A 14,836-nucleotide genomic window follows, 5' to 3' on the forward strand; every position below is an offset into this window, starting at 1 on the left:
ATAAAATAATGAAGTGTTGATATGTGGCGTATGCTGGGCGCACACCTTGAGAGGAGCCAGCAGCGATGGTCGAGCCGGTCGAGAAGGCGGCCCCCGCACCGGGCGGTTGCGGGGCGGCGCCGTCCGTTCAGCTCGGCGCCGGAGCGCGCGAGTTCCTCAAAGCGCTGGCCAGCGAGCAGCGGCAGCAGATGCTCGAACTCTTCGCCGGCGGCGTCGAACTCACCGTCGGCACCGTCGCCGAGCGCCTCGGGGTCGGCCAGTCCAACGCCTCGCAGCAACTCGCGCTGCTGCGGCGGGGCGGCCTGCTCACCTCGCGCAGGGACGGCAAGCAGGTCTTCTACCGCATCGACTCCGCCGCGGTCGACCGGTCACTCGCCGAACTCCGCGACTACCTGCACACCTGCTGCCCACCCGGCGACTGAGCCCCCTGGCGCGGCTCACCGCACGCCCCCGGCAGACCCGGCTCTGGAGCAGCCAGACCGGGCAGAGCACACGTTGCCGAGGACGTCACGCCCCGGCGCCCGGCTCTGCCCTTCTCCTTCACTTGTCCGATAGGAGCTCGCCGACCAGGTTCTCGATGCGCGTGCGGATTTCGTCGCGGATCGGGCGGACGGCGTCGACGCCCTCTCCGGCGGGGTCATCGAGGGTCCAGTCCAGGTAGCGCTTGCCGGGGAAGACCGGGCAAGCGTCACCGCATCCCATGGTGATGACCACGTCGGATGCCTGGACGGCGTCGACCGTGAGCACCTTGGGGGTCTCTGCGGAGATGTCGATGCCCTCCTCCGCCATCGCCTCGGCCACCGCCGGATTGACCTGGTCGGCGGGCGCGGACCCGGCGGAGCGCACTTCGATTCGGTCACCGGCCAGGTGGGCGAGGTAGGCGGCGGCCATCTGGGAGCGTCCGGCATTGTGCACGCAGACGAACAAGACGCTGGGCTTGGCGGAGCGAGCCTGATCAGGCATCGGCGTTCCTTCGCTGTTCGAGGCCGTGCCGGCCGACGGTGGTGAGCACCTCGGTGGCGAGCGGGTCGGTGACGGTCATCGTCGTGTCATCGCACCGCGGGTGGGAATCGGCGACGCAGCCACAGCGACAGGTACACCAGACCGACCAGGACTGGAACCTCGATCAGCGGGCCGACCACGCCCGACAGGGCCTGCCCGGAGGTGACGCCGAAGGTGCCGATGGCGACGGCGATCGCCAGCTCGAAGTTGTTCCCGGCGGCGGTGAAGGCGAGCGTCGCGGTGCGCGGGTAGGGCAGCCGGACGGTGCGTCCAAGAGCGAAGGATCCGCCCCACATGAGCGCGAAGTACGCCAGCAGCGGCAGCGCGATGCGGGCGACGTCGGCGGGCCGGCCCGTGATGGTGTCGCCTTGCAGGGCGAACAGGATGACGACGGTGAACAGCAGCCCGTACAGCGCAACGGGGCCGACCCGGGGCAGGAACCGCTCCTCGTACCAGGCGCGGCCACGGGCGCGTTCACCGAAGCGGCGGGTGAGGTAGCCGGCGGCCAGCGGGACGCCCAGGAACACCAGCACGTTGACCACGATCTTGCCGACGGAGAAGTCCGCTTCATCGGTCGCCAGGCCCAGCCATCCGGGCAGGCCCTGCAGGTAGAACCAGCCGAGCGCACCGAACGCGATGACCTGGAAGACGGAGTTGAGGGCGATCAGGACGGCGGCGGCCTCCCGGTCGCCGCAGGCCAGGTCGTTCCAGATGATGACCATCGCGATGCAGCGGGCCAGCCCGACGATGATCAGACCGGTGCGGTACTCGGGTAGGTCCGGCAGGAAGATCCAGGCCAGCGCGAACATCACCGCCGGGCCGATCACCCAGTTCAGCAGCAGCGAGGTCAGCATGAGGCGGCGGTCGCCGGTGATGGTGTCGAGCCGGTCGTAGCGGACCTTGGCCAGCACCGGGTACATCATCACAAGCAGGCCCAGCGCGATCGGCAGCGAGATCCCGCCGGCCTCGACCTCGGCCAACGCGTGGTCCAGTCCGGGAACGGCGCGTCCCAGCCCGAGGCCGAGCACCATCGCCGCGATGATCCACACCGGCAGGAACCGGTCGAGGGTCGACAGCCCGGCGACCACCCCCGCGTCCTGCGGACGTGTGGCGGCACCAGAGTCTTGCGTGCTGGTCACGTGCACGGCCTCTTGCGCTGATCGGTCTGGGCCTCGCGGGCGGCGGCGGCCAGTTCTCCGAGTTCGGAAGCCAGATGCTCCAACGCCTCGGGGCGCAGCCGGTAGTAGGTGAACCGTCCGCAGGGCTCGGTGTCCACGAGCCCCGCTTCGCGCAGCGCCCGCAGGTGGTTGGAGATATTGGTCTGCCTGGCACCGGTCTCCTCAACGAGGTGACAGTTGCACAACGCCTCTTCAGCCAGCAGCGACACGATCTGCGCACGCAGCGGATCGGCCAGCAACTTCAACACATCAGTCTGAGCTGACATCACGCTTGGATGATACATACCGCCGGGAACAGTCCATTGGGACACCCACTACAGCGAGTGTCGCGATACTTCACCGGCACAAACGACGTGGTCCACGTGGAGCTGCCAACAGCGCGCCTAATTGTGTGAGCATCATCACTGTTGGTAGCCAAGTGTGGTGATCACTAACTCGCAGTCCCCGCCAGAAGCGCGGGTGCCGCCTGAGCCCGATGAGCCATGGCGTGTCCATCCGCGCCGCCGACACCGGCGCCCTCGCGACCGACGCCGCTGGACGGCACCTGTGGTCAGCGCCGGACTGGCCGTCCTTGGCACCATGGCCGTCTTCCATCTCGCAGGGGCGTTCAGGGCGGCCCCATCGTCTCCGCTGCCCTGGACAGACGCGACGACCCTGAACTACCGGTTGAGCCCGTCCCTGACCGGACGGGCCACCGCACCCGAAAGCGGACGCTCTCCGAGCCGCACCCGACGTGATCACGATCGGCCGAGTAGCGAGGACGGGACGACGTGGCACCGGCGGAGGCTGTACCCGGCAACCGCCGGGTACAGGGTGACATCGGTCATCTCCTGCGCGCGCCGCCGGACTCATCCCCTAGGGAAACGACTTATGTTGGACAGTAAGGGGTACGACGGCCTGAGCCGAGGAGATGGGGCCGGTGAGCGGGACGATGCACCAGGTCTGGATCGAGGCCGGCGGGGGCCATGACCTGGTCCGCGCCGATGCGATCGTGATGCTCCGACTGGACGGGACCGGAAGGCTGACCGCGCAGCTGCGCGACGACGCCAAGGTCAGTGTGACCCTGCTGGAAGGCTCATCCGACGCCCACCCGCCCGACGACTTCCACCGCCGGCTGATCCAGACCGTCGCCGAGCTCGCCGACTCCAGCGGCGCACAACTCGTGCGCCCACGACACGAGGGAGGCGTCTGGAGCTGGACCAGCGACCCCCTCTAGGGGCCCGTCGCATGTAGGCTCCGCAGGCAGGCCTCGCTGTTCCAGCTCAGAAGGTAGAAAAGCCGTGGAACTGCGCCAGCTCAGCTACTTCGTCGCTGTCTGCGAGGAGCTCAACTTCAGCCGCGCGGCGGCCCGCGAGCACATCGTGCAGTCGGCGCTGAGCCAGCAGATCCAGCGGCTGGAGCGAGAACTGGGCGTGCGCTTGCTGGACCGCACCACCCACTACGTCGCCGTGACCCCGGCGGGGGCGGCGTTCCTGGTCGAGGCCCGGCAGATCCTCGCCCATGTGGCACGCGCCGCCCAGGCCGCCAGGACCGCGCAGAGCAGCTCGCCCACGCTGCGGGTGGGCATCATCGATGCCAGTTACGACTCGATGCCGCAGATTCTGCACGAGGCCTAGGCGCTCTTCCCGGATCTGGTAATCCACCAGGTGGAGGCCGGTGTCCCAGAGCAGTATCAGCGACTCGTCGATGGGCGCATGGACGTGGGCATCGGCCGGGCCGCGCTGGCCCCCGCCGGGGTCGCCTCGCACCTGTTCCGCCTGGACCGTCCCGCTGACCCGGCGACCAGCTGACAAGGACGACGGGAGGTGCTCGATGAGCATGAGGGACGATTACCTGTGGCTGATGAAGGGACTGATCGGCGGCATGGTCATCGCGCTCGTCCTCGTCTGCGCGGTCATCGCCGCAATCGCCGTCGTCGTCTCCTGACCCGTGGACGGAGCAGAGTCACCCACGTCCACAGAGCGTCACGAACCACCCGGTGCACCCGGCCGCCTATTCGCAATTGCCAACGGCGATTGCGGAACTGCGCGTGCACGGCGGGTTCACAAGTGGACGAAAGTGCGGCGGCCGGGCGGCGGGCCGGTATCGATGTGCCGCGGGTCTTCTCGCAGCCGTCCGCCTTCGGATTCCCACACGCGCTCTGAGTCGTCCTGCGCAGTGGCGGCTTCGTCGCGCCGGCGGTCGGCACGGTCCGTCCGGCCGTGTCCTGGGGTGAGGGCAGAAAGCAGGTCGGGAGTGTGGATGTGGTTGCGAGGGTGGGCGGCCAGTTCCATCGCTGTCTCGGCTTCAGCCGGAGGTGTGGGAGACGGGACGGTGAACAGGTCGACGCGCCGGCCGTCGGCATGGATGGCGGTGAGCAGCCCGGAGGGCAGGGAGTCGAACCAGCTGAGCCGCACCACCCGGGCGTCTGCCGGGCCGTCGACGCGCAGTCGACGCGGGTGGCTGTCCCAGTCGTCCTTCCGGAGCAGGACGTGGGTGATGGGGCGGCGGCCGTCGGCGGGATCGTGGTCTTGCAGGGCCAGGATCAGCCCCGGCAGCTCAGAGACAGGGTCGGTCGAACGCGGCCACCAGGCGCCGTCCAGCACCATCCGCGCCGAGCCGGGAGGAGCCGCGGGGCTCAGCCGCAGCCGTGGAGTCCAGGGCGGTGAAAGGCTGATCGTGCGACGTTCGGTAGCTGTCCACATGCTCAGGCGCCTTCCGCTGGCTTTGGGTGATGCGGCGGGTCGTTTTCTCCCCAGTGGCGCTCGCGGATCGGTGGGCTCGAGCGCATGCCGCGCCACTTGCGGGATCAGCCCTCAGAGGGAAGCTCGCCGTTTGCCGGGTACTTTCCTATCGTACTCCCAAATCATCATTCTTTACGAAAAGGGAAAAAATACTCTCGGGACGATCCGCCCAGGCACCTCGACAGCGTAGCCGAAAATCCGTTCTTGATCCTCTTTAGGTTTCCGTGGAGGCGACGGTCATCGGCACGAGTGATGATGCGTGTGCGGAGTGCCTGTGTCCAGAGACCGCGACACAGAGCTTGACTGGGAAGCGGCTGGTCGCTGCTGGGGCCGTGCCGGCTGATCCAGGGCCGTCCGCTCCTCCCCGAGTTGGGCGGGCCTGGATCGGCGGCACGCCGCGCCTACGCCGGCGGGCACCGGTGCCGTCCGCTGGCGCCTCACAGGCCGGGTGGCGTCTGATTCAGCGTGCCAGCGGGTGTTCTTGTAGCCGTCCCCCTCCGATCCCCCGGCGTTCTGCGCCGCCGATTGTGTCCGGGCGGGATCGCCCGGGCCGGTCGGCCTGTCAGGGGCGGTCGGTCGTTTCCAGGGCGGCCCGTGCCACCGCATCGTCGGCGTAGGCCGGGACGGTGAGCAGGTCGACACGACGGCCGTCGGCATAGATCGCGGTGAGCAGTCCGGCGGGAAGGTTGCCGAACCAGCTGAGCAGCACCTCCCTGGTGTCCTCTGGGCCGTCGACGCACAGCCGACGGGGATGGGCGCCCCAGTCGGTCGCGCGCATCATGATGTGGACGATCGGGCGATGCTCGTCGGGCGGCCCCTGCGCTTGCAGCGCCAGAACCAGTCCGGGCAGTTCCACGGCCGGATCGACCGACCGGGGCCACCAGACGCCATCCAGCAGCGTGCGGCCCGAGGCGTCTTGCATCGGACCAGCGCGGTCGGTCGGGGCCAACGGCCGCATCGCCAGCCGAGGAGTCATGGACGGAGAAAAGCTGATGGTCGTTCTTCGTTCGGCGGTGGTTCGCACAGAGCCGCGCCCCTCTCCCGAGAGGCGCGGGCAGCGACCCCCGGTGCGTTGTCGGCGAGGGACGGGCCGACCCGACACTTCGCTCCCTCCGCAGATGCGGCAGGAGCGATTCTCAGGGCGACCGGCAATCAAGCCATCCCCATATAGAGACAATGCCCCCGTTTATCGGATATCTACATCATACTCACGATTTTCTGACTTTTCCGGACGGAGGGCAGCAAAATTCAATTGCCATTCGCTGCACTTCTCTTGGCCTTCGCCGAGTGGCGGCGACCGCGGCCTCCCTGTGCGGTCTCGCCTCTGCCGGATGCGGCGGAGTCTCAGAATCTGCGACGCCGCCACAGTGCCGGCGAACCGGCGCCCTCACGGTGTCGGCGTGGCTTGATCCCGTACATCAGGACGAGCAGGAACACTCCGGCGAGGAGGCGGGTCAACCGGGCGGGACGACGCCATTGGCCGGATGATCGCAGTCTACGCGCGTGGCGGTGGCTTCCCTCCGGTGATGGCCGAACGCCTTCGAGCCCGCCGAAGGCAGCCGGTGACGTAGTGTGGTGCTACCGAAGGCATCTCGCGCGCAGGCCGCATTGCCGGCGCCGTCCTCGGTGATGTACTGCCCGGCCCTCGACAGGCCGAGATTGGGGCCTCCGACATGGCCCACAGCGTCCCGCTCGCGGACCCCGCCGCCGCAGCCGCGCCCCTGCTTCCGCCACCGGTGGCGCCGCGGTTGCGGTTGACGCCGGGCGGCGCTGGACGCGGGGTCATGGACGGCGGCTGGTGGCCCCGGTCCCGCGACGCCGCGGTCGAACTCACCGCATTGGTGACCGCCCTGGCCGGGCGGTCGGGCATGACCGCCGGCCGTTTGATCATCGACTCGGGCGACTGGGACCGCGTGCCGCTTGGCATCGCCGTCCTGGGTCGGGAGATCGGAGTGGGCCGGCTTCCCCGCCTCGACCACATGGTCGCGGTCGCCTGCGGCCGTGCGGAGCCGCTCTTGCTTCTGGTCGTGCCGCCCGAGACACGCCCGGCCTCGGCTGAGGCGGCTCTGGCCAGGGCGTCCGCCGGGGCGGGCTTCGCACTGCCGGAGGAGATCCTGGCCTCTTGCGACATTTCCACCGCCCGCCCCTGAGCCGCCGCTCCCACGACAGACCCCATCGCCTGACCGTTCCGCGGCCCGGCTTCCGGACCCGCGGCCCGGTAGCGGGGTGCGTACGCCCGCGGCCGTCAGCCGGGGATGCGGAGGGCGAGGAGCGCGACGTCGTCCTCGCCGCTGGGCTCTATGCGCTCCAGGAGCTGGTCGCACAGGTCGGGCAGGGGAAGCTGGGCGAGGTGGGAACCGTGGCGGCGGAGGCTGGTGAGGCGGTCGGACAGGTCGCTGTCGTGGGTCTCGATGAGACCGTCGGTGTAGAGCAGCAGTGTGGACAGGGCCGGCAGGACACGGGCGCCGTCGGGGCGAGTCCCGGTGAGGTCGGGGTCGCCCAGAAGCATTCCGTGCTCCTCCAGGAAATGCGTGCCGCCGTCACCGGTGATCAGGAGCGGCGGTGGATGGCCGGCGTTGCACCAGCGCAGCCGCCACCGCCCGCCGGTGGCCTCTTCGACGCGGCCGAACACGCCGGTGGCCAGGTCGGCGTCGCTGACGCCGGCCATGACGCCGTCCAAGCGGGCCAGCACGGTGCTGGGCAGCGCGGTCGTGTCCCAGGCCAGGGCCCGGAACATGTTGCGGACCTGGGCCATGCGCGCCGCGGCCTGCAGGTCGTGGCCCACGATGTCCCCGATGACCACTCCGATGGCGCCACCGGGCAGCGTGAAGGCGTCGTACCAGTCGCCGCCCACCCAGCTGACTCGGGCCGCGGGCACATACCGGGCCTCCAGCCGCAGCTCGCCCGGCTGCGGCAGAGGGGTGAGGAGGTTGCGCTGCATCGCCTCAGCGGTGTTGCGCTGCTCGGCGTACAGGCGGGCGTTGGCCAGGACAAGGCCGGTGCGGCGCGCGACGTCCTCGACGACGAGCCGGTCGTTCGGCCCGTAGCCGTGCCCTGGGCGGGAGTAGCCCAGTGTCAGCGCGCCGTAGGTCTCACCTCGGGCGGCCAGCGGGGCGATGATCGCGCTCTGGGCGTCCATGACCTGGAAGAGTTCGCGCTGGGCGGCGTCCAGCGGTTCGTCGGAGCGCACATCGGCATCGCCGCTGACCACGACCGCCGCGCCACCGCGCAGCACCTGGGCCAGCGGTCCCCGCGGCACGCGCGGGAGCGGCGGAAGCGGCCCCTCAAGCCCGGCGATGTCGGCGGCGGACAGTTCGTGGTGCGTCGCGGCCACCCGCTCCACGCGGCCGTCGCGAACCAGCAGATCGACCTCGGCCCAGTCCCCGAGATGGGGAACCACGAGCCGGACCAGCCGCCGCAGTGCCTCCCGCTCGTTCAGCGTGGACGACAGCACCGTCGTGATCTCGGCGACCAGCCGCAACCGGGAATTGGCCCGCTGCACTCGCGCCATCTGCTCGCGCCGCTCGCGCTCGGCCTCGACCCGGTCGGCGGCGTCCTGGAAGACGATGACCAGCCCGGCCACCGCCCCGTCCACGGGCCCGGTCCGGCCCGGGTCCCCGGTGTAGATCGGCGCCGACGACCAGGAGCACATCATCAGCCGCCCGTCCCGGTGGGCGAACCGCTGGCCGTCCCCCTGATCGGGAACGCCGGTGCGCAGCCCGCGCATGAGGCGGCAGTCCCGTTCGGGAGGGACGTGCCCGTCGGCGTCCCGGTGCAGAAGCCGGTGCATCGGCCTGCCCAGCACTTCGTCGCGTGTGTAGCCGAGCAGTTCCCGGGCGCGCGGGTTCCACGCCGTGATCCGGCCGTGCTCGTCGGTCGCCAGGACCCCGGAGTTCATCGCCTCCACCAAGCGGTCATGAATGGCGCCCGGCCGATCGTCCACCTGCCCGGTCATGCTCATCCCCTCGATCGGACACCAGACCCATTCCCCCCGGCACACCCCGGACACTCCACGCGCGAGCCGTCTATCAGGCAGGCACCCTGGTCAAGGCCCCCGCGGGGGATGGTCGATTCCGCAGGTTGCCGCCATCCGGTGATGGCACCATCCGCCCCGCGGCTACATCGCCACGCCAGCGGACTCCGAGAGGGAGGGTCGTCGCCCCGACGGCCCTCGCCGCCGGCGCCTTCCGCTCGTCCCGATCTTCCGGACCGGCGGCCCCCGCGGCGGCTCACTGACACCGCGAGCGTCCAGGCTCGCCTCTGACCGGCGCAGCCTCACACACAGCGCGATGGCAAGGCAAGCGCGTAGACTCACCGTGACGAGGGTCTTCTCGATGCGGGCGGCCAAGCCCGCATTCCCCTGGTTTCTCCATACTCGGGCGCTTCAGCCCAGACAGGTCCGGCGCCATGACGCCGCAACACCACCTCGTCCAAACGGCCGGCCCCGCCGAACCCATCGGCCTGACCCTTGAACGGCTCAACGACCGAACCGTCATCGCCATCAGCGGCGATCTCGACGCCACCTCCACCCCGTTCCTGCGGGAACGCCTGTACGCCGCGCTGCGGGACTGCGGCGCCCACGTGACCGTCGACCTGTCGGACGTGACGTCCTGCGACGCGTCCGGACTGGCGATGCTCGTCGGCGCACACCGACGGGCCGAAGCGACCGGCACCACCCTGACCCTCGCCCGCCCCCGCCCACAGCCGGCCCATCTACTGCTGGCCACCGGGCTGCACCGCGTGTTCATGGACGGTTCCTCCGCCACCGACCCCCAGGACACGACTCCGGACATCCGGTCAACCGCGGCCTGACCGCGCCCCGGCGCTCACACGCACCGAACCGGGCCGCGGCCAGCGCGGATCTGCGGCCCGCGACCTCAAGGCCCGGCCACCGCCCGGCCACGAAGAGAGCGGGATGACGACATGACCGGCAACGAACCACCGGCGACCGTCTGGGGCCCAGCGGGCATGTCCCGGGGCGCGGCCGACCAGCGGCGGCTGACCGCCTCATTCGACCTGATGGCGGCGGTCCTGAACGGGACCGCCCTGCCCAGCCTGCTGAAGCTCGTGACCGAGCGGGCCCGCTCCATGGCAGGCGTTCCACTGGCATTCATCGCCCTGCCCGCAGAAGAAGCCCACACCCTGCGGATCGATGTCGCGGTCGGCGACGGCAGCGACCGGATACGCGGGCTGACGGTCCGGCGCGGGCGGTCCATGCTCGGCCGGGCGTTCAGTTCCCGCCGGGCCCTGTCGGCGCGAATCGTCACCGATCAGACGCTCAGCGCCCTGCCGGCCGGGCCGATCCTGATCCTGCCGCTGGACAACGGCGAGGCCACCCACGGGGTCCTCGCCGTCCTCGCACAGCCGAACGCCGAGCCGTTCGGCCCCTCCACCGCCCGCCAACTACTGCTGTTCGCCGACACCGCCGCCCGCCTGGTCCAACTCGCCGAAGACCGGCGCACGAGCACGCCGCCGGACAGCCCGTGCGCACCCATCATCGCCCTCCGCCCCCCACCCACACGAAGTTGACACGACCAGGCGGAGACCAAGGCGCGCGGCCTGCTGCCGATCCTGGTCCGGTACGCCCCCAAACCATCCCGCATCCCGCTGGACGGCCTGAACCAACTGCAGGAACTGGGAGGCCGCGCCGCCGCTGCTGCAGGAAACCCCCGGCAAGCTCGCCGCCTACACCGCGATCATCCTGGACACCGAGACCGTCGCCGTGCATCGGCTGGCCCCAGCAGTCGCCCGCACCTTCGACACCCACAGCCCGGCCGGTGACCGCGGCCCCACCACCGGCCCGAGGCCGTCACCGTGTCACCAACGTCTCGCGCGGCCGCTGTGTCCTGGACGACGCTCTGCCCGCCATCGGAAGTCTCCCGACGACCCGACCGTGCACGACCCGCTCGAATCCCCCCGACTGGCAGCGGCGTGCGGCGCCGGCGGGCTCGGAACCCGAGCGCCCGGCCACCCGGTTCTACCTGTGCGACAGCGCCGCCGACGAGATCAACTCCTATCCTTACCAGAAGCCCGCCGCCGCCTCGCGTTCGGCAGACGCGGCCAGCTACGCCGGCGCTACCGCGAGGGCATGGAGGACCAGACCGGCGCGCTCGGCCTCGCGTTGAACGCGGTGGTGTAGTGGAACAGCCTCTACCTGGACGCTGCGGTCAAGCAGCCATGCGCCGACGGGTTTCCCGCCACCGACGCCATGTGTGCCCGGCTGTCACCCATCGCCTACGAGCACATCAGCACCGACCCGGACCGGCTGGCCGTCGACGACCCGCTGCTGGTGTTCGGGCGGGTCACCGGCGACGAAGCCCGGCACTGCGCACCCGCTGCCGGTCCCGGGGCCTCGCCGCCCTGGACGCCGGGGCGTGGCGGTGGTACTCGGGCCCCGGCGCCAAGGGCGAGCCTTGAGTTCGGATGCGGTGGCCGCTCAGCCGGTGGGGATGACGAGTACGGCGTCCGTCACCCTCTCGACCGCATCCCCGGCGCGCTCCGCCAACTTCGGAAGGCGTCTCCGCCAAGAAGATCGTCGTCACCGTCTGACCGGAGCGGCACCGTTCCACCGGTCGCGCCCGCGGCGGCGACGTGGGCGCGCCGGTTGCGGACCGTGATCCCGATCGGCACGGCGAACGGAGACTGAGCCGCTGTCGTCCGGGCCGAAGTCCGCCGGGAATCATCCGCGGTAGTTACTTGTTCGGCTAACTGTTCACCGAGTCGAGCAAGGAATGAGGACGGCAGATGACCGCTTCCATCGAGGGCCAAGCCCGCGTGAACCCGTTCGAGACCGTGGAGGTCGGGTTCGGGACGCTCAAGAACCGGGTCGTGATGGCACCGATGACGCGCAGCCGCGCGTACGGGCCGGACGCGAGTCCCACCCGGCTGATGGCCGAGTACTACGCGCAGCGGGCAAGTGCGGGGCTGATCGTCACCGAGGGCGTCCAGCCCAGCCGGATCGGCCAGGGCTACCCCGACACGCCCGGTCTGCACAGCACCGCCCAGGTCGAGGCGTGGCGCCGGGTGACCGACGCCGTGCACGGCCGCGGCGGGAAGATCGTCGCGCAGCTGATGCACACGGGCCGAATTGGGCATCCGGACAACTATTCTTCGTCCGCCGTGCCGGTCGGTCCGTCGGCGGTCCGTGCCGAAGGCCAGATCTTCACCGCCGGCGGCCCGCGGGACTTCGTCGAGCCGGTGCCGCTCACCGGCGAGCAGATCTGGGAGACGGTCGCGGACTTCGCCTCGGCCGCCCGCAACGCGATCGCGGCCGGCTTCGACGGCGTCGAACTGCACGGCGCCAACGGCTACCTGCTCCACCAGTTCCTCTCCACCAACGCCAACCGGCGCGAGGACGAGTGGGGAGGGCCGCCGGAGAACCGGATCCGCCTGACGCTGGAAGCCGTCCGCGCGGTGGCCGAGGAGATCGGCGCCGGGCGCACCGCGCTGCGGATCTCCCCGGCGAACCCGCTGAACGACATCGAGGAGCGCGATCACGCCGAGACGTACCGGCTGCTCGTCGACGAACTGGACGACCTCGGCCTGGCCTACCTGCACGTGCTGGAGTCCACGGACCCCGGGTTGACGTCCGTCCTGCGGGCGCGGTGGTCCGGCGTGTTCATGCTGAACCCGGCCACTCCCGGGTCGCGGACCGGGCCGGAGCACCTCTCGCTCATCGAGGAGGGCGCCGCCGACCTGGTCTCCTTCGGCCGCCTCTTCATGGCCAACCCCGACCTGCCGCACCGGCTGGAGAAGGGCGCGCCGCTTCGCGAACCGGACCTGAGCAAGGCCTACGGCGGCGACGCCGCGGGCTACACCGACTACCCCGCCCTTCAGCCCGCGCAGACGGCCGGGGCCTCCTCCTGACGTCCACTACCAGTGGAGGGACACCGCAATGAACACCACCGCACGCATTGACCACGGCACCGGACGGGTCGTCGTCATCACCGGCGCAGCCGGAGGAGTCGGGTCCGCTCTCGTCGGCCGTTTCCTGCGCAACGGCGATCGGGTGATCGCCACGGACCTGTCCGCCGCCGCCCTCGGCAAGCTCCGCGCGGATCTGGGCGCGGACGAGTCGCTCGTGACCGTCGCGGGCAGCATCGCCGACGAGGACGACGTGCGGGCGATCGCCGACGCCGCTCGCCGGCTGGGGGGCGTCGACGTGCTCCTCAACGTCGCCGGGTTCTTCCCGTTCGACATGTTCGAGGACACCAGCCCCGACCGCTGGCGCACGGTGATCGACATCAATCTGACCGGCTATTTCCTGGTGACTCACGCTCTGCTGCCCCTGATGAGGGGCCGCGGCTGGGGCCGGATCGTCAACGTCGGGTCGGCGTCGATGTTCCCCGGCGTCCCCGGGCAGGTCCACTACGTCACGGCGAAGGCCGGACTGGTCGGGTTCACCCGCAGCCTCGCACGCGAGGTCGGCGCGGACGGCATCACCGTCAACCTGCTGACCCCCGGCCTGACGCTCACCGGGCCCGTGCTGGAGAACTTCCCGCCGGAGCTGATCGCGTCCCAGCGCGAGGGCCGCGCCCTCAAGCGGGACCAGCACGCCGCGGACCTCGTCGGGCCGATCTTCTTCCTGGCGTCTCCGGACGCCGACTTCGTGACCGGCCAGACGCTGAACGTCGACGGCGGCATGTTCATGAACTGACCTCGGCGGGCCGCGCTCCGGCGCGGGGCGCGGCCCGGCGGAACGGAAGGAACCGATAATGACCGAGTTCAACGACCGCGTCATCGCGGAGTTCCGGGCGAACCGCGGCCGCGTCGGCGCCTGGGGGACCGACCTGGTCCTCATCCATCACCGCGGCGTACGGACCGGGACCGCGCGGGTGAACCCCGCGATGTCCCTGCGCGACGGCGACGGCTGGCTGGTGGTGGGGTCCGCGATGGGTGCTCCGCGCGACCCGGCCTGGACGGTCAACCTGCGCGCTCACCCCGACACCGAGATCGAGGCCGTGATCGACGGCGGCATCGCCACCGTTCCGGTGCGTGCCGTCGAACTGGCCGGCCGGGAGCGCGAGGCCGCGTTCGCGCGCTTCGTCGAGATGGCGCCCGCCTTCGCGGCCTACCTGGCCAAGGCGCCGCGGCTGCTGCCGGTGATCCGCTTCGTCCGCCGCGGGCCCGGAAGCTGAGCCGTGCCGCGGACCGGGCCCGCCGTCAGGCCGGCGGGCCCGGATCCCGCTGCTCGGCGGCGATCAGATTGCTCTCCAGGACGTGCAGCGCGTGCAGCACCCGGTCCCGCTCGGCGGCGTCCATCTCGCCGACGGTGAGCGACTCCAGCTCGGCCCAGATCCGCTTCACGCTCTGCTTCAGCGCGAGGCTGGCACGGGTGGCCTCGATGATCGTCACCCGCTTGTCGGTGGGGCTGCGGGTGCGCCGGACGAACCCGGCCGCCTCCAGCCGGCGGACCGAACGTGCCACCGAGGGCGCGTCGGACTCCAGGGTCCGGACGAGGTCGACCTGCCGCTGCGGTCCGCGATCCCACAGCTGGATCATCAGCAGCTCTTGGCCGGGATAGAGGCCGACGTCGCGGAGCAGCCGGCCCGCGAACGCCTTGTGCAGCCGCGCGACACGGAAGATCGAATGGCTGATCGGACCGAGGCCGGCGACCGAGCCCTCCGACGGCTCGCCCGCCGCACCCGCTGTGTCCGCCACAGTTCCGAGGTTACCGAGCCCGAGCGCCGGCCCGGTCCTCGGAGGTCGGGCCGCCACTGGTCAGGCTCACGCCCGGGAAGCAGCGGTCCGCGCCCCGTCTTCGTGCAAGCCCCATGCGGACTTGGCGGACGCCGGGTCGCCCACCACGTGCCGAGCGGCGGGTCATGAGACCGATGGCCTACCCAGTCGGCCCGATGGACAAAGCCCGGGCGAAGGCGGCGATCGCGACGCTGCGGCCCACCGGCTGGACGCCGATCGGGCTCGCGCTCCGCG

Annotated in this window: 16 protein-coding genes; 9 read left to right on the forward strand and 7 right to left on the reverse strand. The window is 70.8% G+C overall.

Annotated elements, in window-relative coordinates:
• Positions 1–65 precede the first annotated feature (65 nt).
• The gene (locus ABTW95_RS33100; protein WP_500228345.1) at positions 66–422 is read left to right on the forward strand and encodes an ArsR/SmtB family transcription factor; all 357 of its coding nucleotides are present in this window, start codon (positions 66–68) and stop codon (positions 420–422) included.
• Between the two features lie 118 nt (positions 423–540).
• Here the strand turns inward: ABTW95_RS33100 and ABTW95_RS33105 are convergent, their stop codons facing one another.
• The 3 genes from ABTW95_RS33105 to ABTW95_RS33115 all read right to left on the reverse strand — a co-directional run bounded on the left by ABTW95_RS33105 (position 541) and on the right by ABTW95_RS33115 (position 2,425).
• Entirely contained in the window at positions 541–963 is a 423-nt protein-coding gene (locus tag ABTW95_RS33105) for an arsenate reductase ArsC (protein ID WP_500228346.1), read from the reverse strand.
• 86 nt (positions 964–1,049) lie between these two features.
• Positions 1,050–2,141: an ACR3 family arsenite efflux transporter gene (arsB, locus tag ABTW95_RS33110; protein ID WP_500228347.1), complete on the reverse strand. Its 1,092-nt coding sequence runs from the start codon at positions 2,139–2,141 to the stop codon at positions 1,050–1,052.
• Positions 2,138–2,425, reverse strand: coding sequence for an ArsR/SmtB family transcription factor (locus tag ABTW95_RS33115; protein ID WP_500228348.1), 288 nt, complete (start codon positions 2,423–2,425; stop codon positions 2,138–2,140). Before ABTW95_RS33115 ends, arsB begins: the two co-directional genes overlap by 4 nt.
• Before the next feature lie 674 nt (positions 2,426–3,099).
• On the opposite strand from ABTW95_RS33115, the gene ABTW95_RS33120 reads away from it, so the two are divergent.
• Both ABTW95_RS33120 and ABTW95_RS33125 read left to right on the forward strand, forming a co-directional pair.
• The gene (locus tag ABTW95_RS33120) at positions 3,100–3,396 is read left to right on the forward strand and encodes a hypothetical protein (protein ID WP_500228349.1); all 297 of its coding nucleotides are present in this window, start codon (positions 3,100–3,102) and stop codon (positions 3,394–3,396) included.
• Between the two features lie 64 nt (positions 3,397–3,460).
• The gene (locus tag ABTW95_RS33125; RefSeq protein ID WP_500228350.1) at positions 3,461–3,796 is read left to right on the forward strand and encodes a LysR family transcriptional regulator; all 336 of its coding nucleotides are present in this window, start codon (positions 3,461–3,463) and stop codon (positions 3,794–3,796) included.
• 426 nt (positions 3,797–4,222) lie between these two features.
• Here the strand turns inward: ABTW95_RS33125 and ABTW95_RS33130 are convergent, their stop codons facing one another.
• Together ABTW95_RS33130 and ABTW95_RS33135 are read right to left on the reverse strand one after the other, a co-directional pair.
• Positions 4,223–4,864, reverse strand: a complete 642-nt coding sequence (locus ABTW95_RS33130; protein ID WP_500228351.1) for a DUF5994 family protein — start codon at positions 4,862–4,864, stop codon at positions 4,223–4,225.
• A 601-nt stretch (positions 4,865–5,465) separates the two neighbouring features.
• Complete coding sequence (locus tag ABTW95_RS33135; RefSeq protein ID WP_500228352.1) at positions 5,466–5,879, reverse strand: DUF5994 family protein; 414 nt, start codon at positions 5,877–5,879, stop codon at positions 5,466–5,468.
• Between the two features lie 697 nt (positions 5,880–6,576).
• Between ABTW95_RS33135 and ABTW95_RS33140 the strand changes: the two genes are divergently transcribed.
• Positions 6,577–7,053, forward strand: a complete 477-nt coding sequence (locus tag ABTW95_RS33140; protein WP_500228353.1) for a DUF5994 family protein — start codon at positions 6,577–6,579, stop codon at positions 7,051–7,053.
• Positions 7,054–7,148: 95 nt separating this feature from the next.
• Here the strand turns inward: ABTW95_RS33140 and ABTW95_RS33145 are convergent, their stop codons facing one another.
• Complete coding sequence (locus tag ABTW95_RS33145) at positions 7,149–8,858, reverse strand: SpoIIE family protein phosphatase (protein WP_500228354.1); 1,710 nt, start codon at positions 8,856–8,858, stop codon at positions 7,149–7,151.
• 452 nt (positions 8,859–9,310) lie between these two features.
• On the opposite strand from ABTW95_RS33145, the gene ABTW95_RS33150 reads away from it, so the two are divergent.
• The 5 genes from ABTW95_RS33150 (at position 9,311) to ABTW95_RS33170 (ending at position 14,040) form a co-directional block, all read left to right on the forward strand.
• Positions 9,311–9,715 carry an STAS domain-containing protein gene (locus ABTW95_RS33150; RefSeq protein WP_500228355.1) on the forward strand — a complete coding sequence of 135 codons (405 nt, stop codon included), beginning with the start codon at positions 9,311–9,313 and terminating at the stop codon, positions 9,713–9,715.
• Between the two features lie 111 nt (positions 9,716–9,826).
• A complete protein-coding gene (locus tag ABTW95_RS33155; protein ID WP_500228356.1) occupies positions 9,827–10,432 on the forward strand; it encodes a GAF domain-containing protein in 606 nt (201 codons plus the stop codon).
• Between the two features lie 1,215 nt (positions 10,433–11,647).
• A complete protein-coding gene (locus tag ABTW95_RS33160) occupies positions 11,648–12,769 on the forward strand; it encodes an alkene reductase (RefSeq protein WP_500228357.1) in 1,122 nt (373 codons plus the stop codon).
• Between the two features lie 28 nt (positions 12,770–12,797).
• Complete coding sequence (locus tag ABTW95_RS33165; RefSeq protein ID WP_500228358.1) at positions 12,798–13,559, forward strand: SDR family NAD(P)-dependent oxidoreductase; 762 nt, start codon at positions 12,798–12,800, stop codon at positions 13,557–13,559.
• 58 nt (positions 13,560–13,617) lie between these two features.
• Positions 13,618–14,040, forward strand: coding sequence for a nitroreductase/quinone reductase family protein (locus ABTW95_RS33170; RefSeq protein ID WP_500228359.1), 423 nt, complete (start codon positions 13,618–13,620; stop codon positions 14,038–14,040).
• A 25-nt stretch (positions 14,041–14,065) separates the two neighbouring features.
• Here ABTW95_RS33170 and ABTW95_RS33175 read toward each other — a convergent pair whose 3' ends face one another.
• Positions 14,066–14,563 (reverse strand): MarR family winged helix-turn-helix transcriptional regulator, encoded by a 498-nt coding sequence (locus tag ABTW95_RS33175; RefSeq protein ID WP_500228360.1) that lies wholly within the window; start codon positions 14,561–14,563, stop codon positions 14,066–14,068.
• Positions 14,564–14,836: the final 273 nt, after the last annotated feature.

This window comes from Spirillospora sp. NPDC127506, from assembly GCF_040302145.1.
Lineage (GTDB): Bacteria > Actinomycetota > Actinomycetes > Streptosporangiales > Streptosporangiaceae > Spirillospora.

Excerpts from the sequence above, each read along its gene's own strand:
- ABTW95_RS33100 (WP_500228345.1), top strand. The coding sequence starts at position 66 with ATGGTCGAGCCGGTCGAGAAGGCGGCCCCCGCACCGGGCGGTTGCGGG.
- ABTW95_RS33105 (WP_500228346.1), bottom strand. The coding sequence starts at position 963 with ATGCCTGATCAGGCTCGCTCCGCCAAGCCCAGCGTCTTGTTCGTCTGC.
- ABTW95_RS33130 (WP_500228351.1), bottom strand. The coding sequence starts at position 4,864 with ATGTGGACAGCTACCGAACGTCGCACGATCAGCCTTTCACCGCCCTGG.
- ABTW95_RS33135 (WP_500228352.1), bottom strand. The coding sequence starts at position 5,879 with ATGACTCCTCGGCTGGCGATGCGGCCGTTGGCCCCGACCGACCGCGCT.
- ABTW95_RS33140 (WP_500228353.1), top strand. The coding sequence starts at position 6,577 with ATGGCCCACAGCGTCCCGCTCGCGGACCCCGCCGCCGCAGCCGCGCCC.
- ABTW95_RS33145 (WP_500228354.1), bottom strand. The coding sequence starts at position 8,858 with ATGACCGGGCAGGTGGACGATCGGCCGGGCGCCATTCATGACCGCTTG.
- ABTW95_RS33150 (WP_500228355.1), top strand. The coding sequence starts at position 9,311 with ATGACGCCGCAACACCACCTCGTCCAAACGGCCGGCCCCGCCGAACCC.
- ABTW95_RS33155 (WP_500228356.1), top strand. The coding sequence starts at position 9,827 with ATGACCGGCAACGAACCACCGGCGACCGTCTGGGGCCCAGCGGGCATG.
- ABTW95_RS33160 (WP_500228357.1), top strand. The coding sequence starts at position 11,648 with ATGACCGCTTCCATCGAGGGCCAAGCCCGCGTGAACCCGTTCGAGACC.
- ABTW95_RS33165 (WP_500228358.1), top strand. The coding sequence starts at position 12,798 with ATGAACACCACCGCACGCATTGACCACGGCACCGGACGGGTCGTCGTC.
- ABTW95_RS33170 (WP_500228359.1), top strand. The coding sequence starts at position 13,618 with ATGACCGAGTTCAACGACCGCGTCATCGCGGAGTTCCGGGCGAACCGC.